Source organism: Micromonospora sp. KC207 (assembly GCF_004348615.1).
Taxonomy (GTDB): Bacteria; Actinomycetota; Actinomycetes; order Mycobacteriales; family Micromonosporaceae; genus Micromonospora.
In genome coordinates this window covers 1-8013 of the sequence record NZ_SMKJ01000303.1, presented here as the reverse complement: position 1 = coordinate 8013, position 8013 = coordinate 1, and the positions used below count along the sequence as shown (strand labels likewise).

Annotated in this window: 8 protein-coding genes; 1 reads left to right on the top strand and 7 read right to left on the bottom strand. The window is 72.9% G+C overall.

Features of this window, described 5'->3' with window-relative positions:
• From E1258_RS27270 to dpgA, 5 genes are all read right to left on the bottom strand, one after another.
• The coding region (locus E1258_RS27270) for an aldehyde dehydrogenase family protein (protein WP_132406159.1) at positions 1–369 on the bottom strand (369 nt) is incomplete at its 3' end.
• A complete protein-coding gene (locus tag E1258_RS27265; protein WP_132406157.1) occupies positions 366–2021 on the bottom strand; it encodes a thiamine pyrophosphate-binding protein in 1656 nt (551 codons plus the stop codon). The genes E1258_RS27270 and E1258_RS27265, both read right to left, overlap by 4 nt.
• Positions 2018–3328 (bottom strand): (3,5-dihydroxyphenyl)acetyl-CoA 1,2-dioxygenase DpgC, encoded by a 1311-nt coding sequence (dpgC, locus tag E1258_RS27260; protein ID WP_132406155.1) that lies wholly within the window; start codon positions 3326–3328, stop codon positions 2018–2020. Before dpgC ends, E1258_RS27265 begins: the two co-directional genes overlap by 4 nt.
• Positions 3325–4017: an enoyl-CoA-hydratase DpgB gene (gene dpgB, locus E1258_RS27255; protein WP_132406153.1), complete on the bottom strand. Its 693-nt coding sequence runs from the start codon at positions 4015–4017 to the stop codon at positions 3325–3327. The genes dpgC and dpgB overlap by 4 nt, the downstream gene beginning before the upstream one ends.
• Positions 4018–4050: 33 nt before the next feature.
• Positions 4051–5181, bottom strand: a complete 1131-nt coding sequence (dpgA, locus tag E1258_RS27250) for a 3,5-dihydroxyphenylacetyl-CoA synthase DpgA (protein ID WP_207919737.1) — start codon at positions 5179–5181, stop codon at positions 4051–4053.
• 194 nt (positions 5182–5375) lie between these two features.
• Between dpgA and E1258_RS27245 the strand changes: the two genes are divergently transcribed.
• Positions 5376–5993 carry an NADPH-dependent FMN reductase gene (locus tag E1258_RS27245; RefSeq protein WP_132406151.1) on the top strand — a complete coding sequence of 206 codons (618 nt, stop codon included), beginning with the start codon at positions 5376–5378 and terminating at the stop codon, positions 5991–5993.
• Positions 5994–6057: 64 nt separating this feature from the next.
• Here E1258_RS27245 and E1258_RS27240 read toward each other — a convergent pair whose 3' ends face one another.
• Both E1258_RS27240 and E1258_RS34090 read right to left on the bottom strand, forming a co-directional pair.
• Positions 6058–7089 (bottom strand): sulfotransferase, encoded by a 1032-nt coding sequence (locus E1258_RS27240; RefSeq protein WP_165949916.1) that lies wholly within the window; start codon positions 7087–7089, stop codon positions 6058–6060.
• Positions 7090–7646: 557 nt separating this feature from the next.
• Positions 7647–8013 (bottom strand): hypothetical protein (locus E1258_RS34090; RefSeq protein WP_207919736.1); only part of this gene is annotated, 367 nt, incomplete at its 5' end.

Sequence of the window (8013 nt, the reverse complement as noted above, 5' to 3'; positions counted from 1 at the left end):
GGGCAGGGCTGAGGCGGCCCACAGCTCATCGAGCGCGGAGTCGATCTCGAACCCGGCCTTGGCCGGCACCGCGCCGCCCTCGCGGATCAGCCATCCGGCGACGTCTGCGCGGTGCTCGGTGAGCAGCTGGCCGGCTCGTCGCAGGATCGCCGCCCGTCCGGTGGCGGGCGACCCGGCCCAGCCCGGCTGTGCGGCGTGGGCCCGGCGCACGGCGTCGGCGATGTCTGCGGGGCTGGCCCGGCCCACGGTGGTGAGCACCTCCCCGGTGGCCGGCGAGGTGACGTCCAGCGTGCCGCCGGCCGGGGGCTGCCAGCCGTCGCTGTAGACGGTGCCGGCCGGCACCGTCAGGGTCTGCTCCGATGTGGTCATGCGGTCTCCTCCGGTTGCCGGTGCCCGGTGATCGGCACGTCGATCAGCAGTGGGGCGTCCCGGGTGCCGGCCTTCGCCACCGCCTCGGTGAGTTCGGTGGTGTCGCGGACGCGAATGGCGCCCATCCCGAAGAACGCCGCCGCCCGGGTGAAGTCCAGCGCCGGCGGGCCGAGGTCCAGGCCGAGGTAGCGGCCCTGTCGGCTGGACGGCCCGCCGATGCCGTCCAGGGTGTCCTTGAGGGTGCGGTACTCACCGTTGTTCATCACCACGAACGTCACGGGTACGCGGTAGCGGACCGCGCTCCACAGGCCCTGTAGCCCGAACATCGTGCAGCCGTCGCCGAGCACCGCCACCACGGGCCGGCGCGGGTCGCCGAGGCGGTGGCCGACAGCCGCGCCGATGCCGGAGCCGAGCCCGCCGCCGACGGTGTGCACGTACGACCCGGGCCGGTCGAGGCGCAGCACCCGGCGCAGCAGGACGCCGGTGGTGATGGCCTCCTCGACCAGGACGGCGTCGTCGGGCAGTCCGGTGGCGACGGCGTACGCGGCGGCGTACGGATCGATTGGCGCGGGTCCACGGCGGTCCCGGAACTGCTGGTCGGCTCGGGCTCGCCGGGCGGCGCTGCGCCGGGCGGCCTCGGCCGTGCGCCGCGCGGAACCGGCGGCGGGGGGGTCGAGCAGTTCGGCCAGGGCCTCCAGGGAGACCCGGATACCGCCCACCAGTCCCCGGTCGGCGGCGAAGTTGCGCCCGATCTCGGCGGCATCGCTGTCCAGCTGCACCACCCGGATCCCGTCGGGCAGGGGATGCTCGGGGGTGTAGTGGTGCGGGGTGAACGCGTGGCAGCCGACGATGAACACGATGTCGTGGCCGGTGAGTGCCGCGCGGATGGCCGCGTGGGTGGCGGGCAGCGTGCCGGCGTGCAGCGGATGGCCGCCTGGGAAGTCGACGCCGTCGTTCATCGGCTGGTGGTACACGGTCGCGCCGAGCCTCTCGGCGACGGCCACGAGTGCGGGAACCGCCCCCTCCCGCCCGACTCCGTCACCGGCGACGACCACCGGGGCCTGCGCGGCCTCGAGCAGCCGTGCGGCCTCTGCGAGGCCGGGTGCCGCGCCGGGCGGGGCGACCACCGAGCGGGCCGGCAGCCACACGTCGGTGGCCTCGGCCATCAGGTCCATCGGCAGGGAGAGGAACACCGGGCCCGCCGGGGGCCGGGCGGCGAGCGCGAAGGCCCGGCGCAGCAGCAACGGCAGGTCGTGCGCGTGCTGCACGTCGAAGGCGTGCTTGGCCACCGGGCGGGCGATGCCGACCAGGTCGCCGGCGAGCATCGGATCCTGGACGAGGTGCCGGCGGTCCTGCTGCCCGGCGGTGACCACCAGCGGGGTGCGGGACCGGGCGGCGTTGAGCATGCCGACCAGGCCGTTGGCGAGGCCGGCGGCCACGTGCAGGTTGACGAAGCCGGTCCGGCCGGTGGCCCGGGCGTACCCGTCGGCCATCGCCATCACCGAGGCCTCCTGCAACCCCAGCGTGTACTCGAACTCGGGCCGCTCGGCGAGCGCGTCGAGCAGCGGGAGCTCGGTGGTGCCGGGATTGCCGAAGATCCGGGTGACGCCCTCCTCGCGCAGCACCGCGAACAGCGCCTCCAGCGGCGTCATCCGTGCATCCCGTGCAGTGCCGCCCGCCGCACCTTGCCGAGCACGTCGTCGCTGTAGAGCCGGCGGGCCTGCTCGCCGGCGAAGGCGGCCAGATACTCGCGGAACCGCTCCGGTGGCTCCTCGGCCAGGCCGAGCATGCGCCGGTTGGCGACGACGGCGGGGGCGCTCAGCTGCTCGGCGGCCCGCGCGGTGACCGCTTCGATCTCCCGCGGGTCGGCCACCTCGTCGCAGAGCAGCCGCGCGTCCGGCTCGTGGGCCCAGACCTTGCGGCCACCCAGGATCATCTGCCGGGCGATCCGGCTGCCGGCCCGGCGGATCAGCCGCAGGTTGGACGCGCCGGGCACGATGCCCTCCTGCGCCGCGGGCAGGCTGAAGTACGCGTCCGCCGCGGCGATCACCCGGTCGAAGACCATGGCCAGTTGGGCGCCGCCACCGATGGCGAACGACTCGACCACCGCGACCCACGGCTTCTGCACCGTCGGGGACCCGTCGCCGGTGAACAGACCACGAACGATCTTGTTGAGGTAGCCGAGTTCCCGGGCGAGCAGGAAGTCAACGTACGAGATCCGGCCGCGATGCAGATCGCGCAGGTTGATGCCGGCGCTGAAGACCCGCCGCCCGGCGTATCGAGGGTGCGACATCGGGGCACCCCGCAGCACGCCGACCCGGGTCGCCGGGTCCAGCAGCACGAGATCGACCGCGGTCTCCATGTCCTCGGCGAGCCGGTTGTCCTCGGCGTTGAGGCAGCGGTCGTTGTGCACCTCCAGCGTGGTCACGCCGTCGGAGCGGCTGAGCCGGACGGTGCCCAGCTCTGCCTGCCCGGCACGCGCGAACGACTCGGCCAGGCCCAGCGAGCGCGGCGCCGGCGCCAGCATCGACTCGACCAGGTGCTCGCCCTCCCGGGGGACGGCGAGCAGGGCGCCGAACAGGATGCCCTGGTCGATCTCGCGGCCCTCCTTGCCGGCCTGCTCGTGACGAAGCTCCGCGGCGATCTGCTCGGCGGTCGGCACCAGGCCGGGGACGAGTTTGGCAGCGCCGAAGGCCACCTCGGGCAGCCGGAGCCGGCCGGTGAGGTCACCGGTCAACTCCCGGTAGAGTGCCGCGGCGTGCCGGCGGACGAACCCCTCGCGCAGTGCTCGACAGTCGGCGTGCACCCGGTCGGCCAGTTCCTGCTGCCGGGGCTCGCGGCCGGCGCGCGGTGGGAGATCGGCCAGGACCTCCTCGGCGCCGCCGATGAACTCGGTCAGTACGCGGGCGTCGGTCGCCCGGTCGCCGTGCAGGGCGGGTATCGCCAGCGTTCCGGTCATCGGGGGCCGCCTGTGCCGGCGCGCAGGGCCCGGTCGCAGGCGGCCAGGTGGACGCCGAGCGCCTCCTCGAAGCTGGTGTGGGTGGCGTCCAGCAGCAACTGGCGCCGGATGGCCAGCGCGGATCCGTCGACCGCCCGGTCCGCGAGGAGCTGTGCAGCGCGGGCCGCCGGGTCCTGGCTCACCTCGTCGACGACCATCAGTTCGGCCGCTCGTTCGGCGGTGAGCACCGAGCCGAACAGCGCCAGCCGGCGGGCGACCGCCGCGCCGACCTGGTTCGCCAACCGGTACAGCGCCATGCCGGGCCAGAAGGCGCCGGCACCCGGCAGGGCCACCGTCGCGCCGGGCACGGCGATCCGGTAGTCGCTGGCGAGCAGGATCTCCAGGGCCGCCCCGCCGACCGGGCCGTCGACCAGGGCGACGGTCACCGCCGCGGAGCGTTCCAGCCGGCGCAGGACCCGCTCCCACTTGTTGACCACGTGAATTCCGGCCTCGCCGGGCCACGCGACCGGCGGGATGCCGGTCAGCCGCACCACCGCCACCGCCGCTTCGCCGGCCTCGATCCGGTCGCAGAGGCGGGCGAAATCCGCGATGAGCGGGCCACCAAGTAGCTGCGCCGTGTCCACGGTGAGCTCGATCCGTACTGGGTCGTCCCGGTCCAAAACCAGTGCGGGGGTCACGCTGTCAGTCATGCCGCTGTCTCCTTCAGCCTCTTCTCGCGTCGTTCACCAGCGGATGAGCGCGGTCTCGATGGTCGAGCCCGGCCCCATGGTCATCAGCACGCCGTACTCGCCCGGGCGCGCGATGCCCTCCTCCAGCAGACGCGCGTAGGAGAAGAGGAACGAGCCGCTGGACAGGTTCCCGTAGTCCCGCAGGACGCCGCTGGTGTGCCGGACGTCGTGCCGGGTGAGACCGAGATTGACCATCATCGAGTCGATGACCTTCTTGCCACCCGAGTGGATCAGCCAGTGAGCGATGTCGCTGCGCCGCAGCCCGGTGCCCGCCAGCAGATCGCCGAGCACCTGCTCGGCGTGCGCGCCGACGACGTAGGGGATGTCGCGGTCCAGGAAGAAGCTGAACTTGCCGGCGTCGTCGTCCCAGTCGAACCGCATGGCGTCGACGGCGTCGGGAATGATGCAGCTGGCGAACCGCAGGACGACCGGGCCAGCCGGCGCGTCCGGGGAATCCTGGTCGGCGATGATCGCGGCGGCCGCCGCGCCGTCACCGAAGAGGCTGTTCACCACGGAGGTACGCATCGTGCCGTCGAAGACGTACGCGGCCGAACATGCCTCCACGCACACCATCAGCGCGAGCTCGCCGGGGTGTGCCGCCGCCCAGGTGGCCACCGCGGTGAGCGCGTTGAGCCCGGCGTTGCAACCCATCCCGACCACGTCCAGGCGGGACGTGCTGACCGGCAGCCCCAGCTCCTTGATCAGCAGGGCGCTGAAGCCGGGCGTGAGCAGGCCGGTCGAGGAGACGCAGCACAGGTAACGCACGTCGGCCAGCGCCATGTCGGCGTTCTTCAGGCACTCCTGCAGCGCCCGGCTGCCGATCTCGATGCCCTCGCTCCTGTGCTTGCCGAGCAGCTCGCCCTGGGTCTCCATGCGCCGGGAGCCGTCCGGCCCGGTGGGCGGCAGGGTCAGGAAGCGGCGCTGGATCGCGCTGCTGCGGAACACCGACCGGATCTTGGGGTCCTCGATCCGGAAGATGTCGAGCAGTTCCTCCTGCGTATAGCTGAACGGCGGCACCGCGGTTCCCACGCCGGCGATGCGGGGCAGCGCCCCGGCGAGAACGGAATCCGGCGCGAGGCGATCGCGCCTCGTTCCGGTGTCGGCGACCTGCAGCACGTTCGTCACGGCGGCACCCCTCTTCGTGAGATCGGTGTGGGACGACCAGGTCCGTTCCGGACGCTACGGTCGCCGCGAACGGCGTCCCCACCCCTAGGGACCGGTAAAGCGGGAAGCCGCTCCCCTCATCGGGCTTCCGGCGCGGGTGCCCGCGGGCACGATGACCAAAGGGCACACCCGGACGAGTGGTGAGAGGCGGGGAAATGACCGTGGTGACGCAGTTCGCGGGACCGGGCCCGCTGGTGGTGGGCCTGGGTGGGACGACGCGGCCCGGCTCCACGTCGGAGCGGGGCCTGCGAGCCGCGCTGCGGGTGGCCGAGAGCCTGGGAGCGCGTACGGTCTGCTTCGACGGTCGCTTCCTGGCCGGCCTGCCGGCGTACGCTCCGGAGCAGCCGGACCGCACCGCGGCCGCGGTCACCCTGGTCGAGGCGGTGCGCGCCGCCGACGGGCTGATCGTGGCGACGCCGGCCTACCACGCCGGCATCTCCGGCCTCGTCAAGAACGCGCTGGACTACCTGGAGGACCTCAGCGTGGACGAGCGGCCGTACCTGGACGGGCGGGCGGTCGGCTGTGTGGTGGCGGCTCTGGGCGGACAGGCGCTCGGCTCCACCCTGGACTCCATGCGCGCCGTCATCCACGCCCTGCGCGGGTGGCCGGCACCGGTGACCGTGTGCCTGGAGAGCGGCCAGGTGTCGTTCGGGCTGGACGGCGCGTGCGGGGATCCGAAGACAGCGATGCGCCTCGACCTGCTGGGCCGGCAGGTGGTCGGTTTCGCCGCCGCGCAGTGCGTGGCCACCGCCGGGCTCGCCCGGCGGCGCTGAGCGTCCGCACGGCGGCGCGCCGGACCCGCAGGGGCATCCGGCGCGTGCGCCTGCCGGCGGTGCTTCAGCCCAGGAACGCGTGCAGCGTCTTCTCGCCCGGTTCGCAGGCTGCCTGCAGCGCCTCCCGGACCGCCGGTTCGAGCCGCGCCGCGCCCCGGGTCCGGCTCGGGTCGATCTCCGCGCGGGCGGCCGTGAGCCACGCCGGGTCCGCGGCGACGCCGAGGAACCGGGCCAGCCGGGTGAGCTCCCGCTCCGGGTCCTCGAGCAGGGACTCGAAACTCAGCGCCGTCCGGCTCTCGGCCGGGACCGCGCGCAGCGCTTGACACCCTTCGATGATCATTTCGGACCACATCTCCCCGAAGACCTGCGCCGGGATCCGGTAGTCGTGGAAGGCCCGCGCGTCGAACGGCGGCACCAGCAGGTCCACGAGCTCATCCGGCACCCGGGCCATCGTCTCCGGGTTGAGCTGCGCCGGTGAGGCGACGCCGGCCAGGCGGGCGGCCTGCCGGGCCAGCGCGGTCAGCCGGAAGCCGACGTGCCGGCTCATCGAGTCGGCACAGTCCGGCCCGCCGCGATGGATGTGCACGAAACGCGCGCCGGGGAAGTGCCGCCGCAACTCGGGCACCAGACTCAGTGAGGCGCCGGAACGCTCCACCACGACCGGCCGGCCCAGCCGGTCGGCCAGCAGCTCGAAGAACGCGGTGTACTGCTGGCCGGCGGGGCGGGCCGGCCACGCCGGCACCTCGGCGGCAAGCTCGTCGAAGAGCCGGTCGGGGTCCTGGCTGAGCATCGGCAACGTCATGTGCGAGATCATCGGTACCCCGGTCTCGGGGCGGAAGCGCCCGCTCTCGTACGGATAGGTGAGCTCCGGGGCACGCAGCCCGTCGCGCACCATCGCGTCGAGGTACGCGTCGTTCGCGGAGAGCAGCTCCCAGAAGGCGGCACCGTCGAGCTCGCCCAGTGGCATCCCGTCGCGCCGCACGGTCAGCGCGGCGAAGAACTCGCTGACGCTCAGCACAACGGGGTGCCTCCGCAACAGCCGGGACACGAGAGTCGACCCGCAGCGGCCGCTTCCGACGATGAACGTGACAGCCATCAGTGCCTCCATGCTCGTCGCGGGACACCGCCACGGCGAGGGTCGCGGGCGGCTCACCTTCCGACGCTAGGAAGCACCGGACTCTCGAAGGAGCCCCTATCCGGACACATCGTCCCCTACGGTGCCGGCGAAATCGGTCATGATCGGTCATGACCAAACCACTCGGGCCACCGCGAAGAGCCCTTGCGACCTTGCGACCATCAGGCTGTCCGGTGGTGGCGGTCAGGCGGGGTGCGATCAGGGCCCACCGCGCGTCGATGCGCAGGGTGTCGCAGATCCGCTGCCAGGTTCCGTCCATCGCCCATCGAAGCTGGCGGTCGCGAACGAATGCGTCACCGGGGGATTTCCCGCAGCAAGCGGCGGAACGGAGGCGCTGACCAGGAGCCCCGGATCACCGTGGATCTCCAGCGCCACCCGCCCGCCCCGCAGCAGCCGGTAGCTGCGCGGCTAACCTCGGACGCGCCGCTCACGGCCTGCCCTCCGCTCCGCTGGCCTGCACGAGGCATGCGGGCATCATCGGATCGTCCTTGAGGCACGCCGTCGCGGAACCCGTCGGGTCAGCACGGGGTGCCGCCATGGCCCTGGAGGTTGTCCCGGTCGGGCACGGGGACACCGGCCGCAGTGAAGGGGTCGAGGAGCACGCGGTACCGAGCCTCGGTCAGTTCCATGCGCTTGTGTACGGCCCTGGCGGCAATGACGCAAGCAGACTTGCTGTCCGAGTGAAGGCTTGCGCGGGCCTGCTCCAGCTCGACGGCACGGGGAAGCACCGCCGATCTGACGGCGTGGTCGATCGAGGAGGTGAGCAGCGCTGTCCGACAGTCGACAGTGGCCGGTCCCGTCTTCGGAGCCCCCTCGGCCGGGATCGATGCTACAACGATGGGTGTCGACAGTTGTCCTCCGTCGTGGAAGGGGCACCACATGAGG

Bases quoted from the DNA above. Each gene is read 5' to 3' on its own strand.
- dpgB (WP_132406153.1), bottom strand. From the start codon at position 4,017: ATGACTGACAGCGTGACCCCCGCACTGGTTTTGGACCGGGACGACCCA.
- dpgC (WP_132406155.1), bottom strand. From the start codon at position 3,328: ATGACCGGAACGCTGGCGATACCCGCCCTGCACGGCGACCGGGCGACC.
- E1258_RS27245 (WP_132406151.1), top strand. From the start codon at position 5,376: ATGACCGTGGTGACGCAGTTCGCGGGACCGGGCCCGCTGGTGGTGGGC.
- E1258_RS27240 (WP_165949916.1), bottom strand. From the start codon at position 7,089: ATGGCTGTCACGTTCATCGTCGGAAGCGGCCGCTGCGGGTCGACTCTC.
- E1258_RS27265 (WP_132406157.1), bottom strand. From the start codon at position 2,021: ATGACGCCGCTGGAGGCGCTGTTCGCGGTGCTGCGCGAGGAGGGCGTC.